This is a genomic window from Lachnoclostridium sp. (assembly GCF_031997925.1).
Taxonomy (GTDB): domain Bacteria; phylum Bacillota; class Clostridia; order Lachnospirales; family Lachnospiraceae; genus Lachnoclostridium.
On record NZ_DAMADT010000030.1, the window covers coordinates 868 to 3,341 of the forward strand.

The following is a 2,474-nucleotide window of genomic DNA, read 5'->3' on the forward strand; positions in this document are numbered from 1 at the left end:
TGATACTGCAATTGGTAATAAACCAACCGCTGTCAACACAGAGAAACGACCTCCAACATCATCTGGTACAACAAAACTTTCATAACCTTCCTCAGTTGCAAGATTCTTTAATGCACCTTTTGATTTATCAGTAGTTGCGTAAATTCTCTTTGCTGCTTCAACTTTTCCATATTTCTGTATTAGAAGCTTCTTAAAGATACGGAACGCTATCGCTGGCTCTGTAGTAGTACCTGACTTACTGATGATATTGATAGAAAAATCGCGATCACCAATCGCTTCAATTAAATGAGATAAATACGTACTGCTAATATTGTTTCCAACATAATAAATTTCTGGAGTTTTACGTACTTCCTTCGACACAGAGTTATAAAAACTATGGCGTAAAAATTCGATTGCAGCTCTTGCACCAAGGTAAGAACCACCAATGCCAATTACAAGCAATACCTCAGAATCTGATTGAATCTTTTTCGCAGATGTAACAATTCTCTCAAATTCTTCTTTATCATAATTTACAGGGAGATCAATCCAACCTAAGAAATCATTACCCGCACCTGTTTTCTCTAATAAAACCTGTTTTGCAGCTTCTGCTGTCCCTTTCATATAGCTTAATTCTTCATTACTAAAAAACTGTTTTGCAATAGAATAGTCAAAGGTTACTTTTGCCATTAATTTACGCTCCTTACATATGTATTTAAAGTATCAACTACTAGTTATAAAATGATATCTATAGAGCATTCATATCTTACAGGATTTTATTTATCACATAAACCTATTCTTAACAAATGCTCTAGTATAAACATGACTATTCTACCATTCCTATTACATGTTTTCAAGTTTTTCGTAAATTTTCGCAAATACTAATTTTTTACTTACATGAAAAACTCTCTTAATACTTCCTCTATTAATTCATCGTCTTCCTTACTTGTTGCTAAACATTCACTAGCTTCTTGTCTAATTTCGCTCTCTTTTTCCATAGCCTGTTTTTGATTCATGTTATTTTCTTTCTTTTGCTTCACAAGTTCATCAATGATATCCTCGGCAGCTTCATAAAGATTAGTTTCTGGAAGATTTGCATTTTTTCCTTTCTTGAGAGCTTTCAATCTTCTTTCTTCTTCCATGCGAATCTGATTTCTTTGCTTCTCTTCTTTTAATCTCATCTTTTCCGTATGAGCTTTTTGAGAAACTTTTGAGCCATTCGATTTTTCTTCTTTTTTCATCATGGCTACATTAGGGCTAGATGCTTTTGCTATTTTTTCTTGAAGCTTTTGTTGCTTAAGAACATATTTAGAAATCTTAGCATCCTCTTTTGCCTTTACTTTTGCAAGACGTTTTTCTTCTTTTTTATCTATTTTTTCCTGTTTGATAGCAACTTTTTTTTCTATAGCTGCTTGTTTTCTGTCTTCCTTTTCTTGTTGTTTCGCTATCAGAGCTTGTTTTTCCATTTCCTTTTTACTTTCTTTTTGCTCTTTTTTAGCGATACTTGCATCTATCTTAGCTTGCTTTTTGCCTTGTTTTACTTGTTTCTTTTCTTCCTTTTTAGCAAGTTTTTCTTGCCTTTCTTCATGGAAAGCCTGTAACTTTGCCTGTTCCAGTTCTTCTTTCTTTTGAAGTTTTTCTTGTTTGAAGGATTCTTTTAAGGTAATTTTTGTATTCTTTTTATCACGTTTTGCAAATTTTTTATCTTCTTTTTTCTTTTCTTTCGTGGATTCTTTTGATAAAGTTTCTAATCTCTTCTTCTCGTCTCTAAGTTCCTTTTCTCTTTCCATTTCCATTGTTTTTAAGAGTTTCAATTGATTTTTTTGCTCTTTTTTATCAATTTTATTCTCAATTTCATTTTCGACCTTTAATGGGGCGCTTTTAGATATGGCTTGTTTTATCACTACTGGCTTTGGACTTACCACCTTCACTGGCGATACTAGTAATGCCTCTTCTACTTCTCTCTTAGCATTTTCTAATCGTTTTGCTAATTCAGGATCTTGTAAGGTAGCAGCAGTTTGGGATGTGACACTGTTCGTTATCTCATAAAGATATTCCCGCCTCGTTTGCTTTCGAATTTCGGTATTTAAATGCTCCTGTTCCATACGACTCTTTAGATAATTTTCAAAATAATCTTTTAGGTTTAGCCTTAATAATTGCTTATGCGCAGGGATATTCACAACATTATCCACAATATTCACAATAATAGCTGTCCAAGCGCCAACAAAGAATGTGAATAAAACGCGTCCTGTTCCACAATTATAGACAAGTCCTGAAACACCTGCAAATGTACCTATTGCAAGGCATAACGTAATAGCTTGTCCACTTAAATTCTCCCATGTGGATAACAATATTCCACAGAATTTACTTCTATTCACATGCTTGTCCACAAAAATATCCACGTTATTCACACCGATTTTTAGTTGGTATGAGGTTTCAAATCGTATCTTCATGTTTTTCATCCAATTTGTATTCGTCGTGGCCATCGATTCCGAGGC

At 33.6% G+C, this 2,474-nt stretch carries 2 pseudogenes; both read right to left on the bottom strand.

Going from position 1 to position 2,474, the window contains the following annotated elements:
* Nucleotides 1-666 (bottom strand): annotated as a pseudogene (locus tag RTP52_RS16020) (glucose-6-phosphate isomerase); the annotation flags it as partial.
* A 203-nt stretch (nucleotides 667-869) separates the two neighbouring features.
* Nucleotides 870-2,474 (bottom strand): annotated as a pseudogene (locus RTP52_RS16025) (hypothetical protein); the annotation flags it as partial.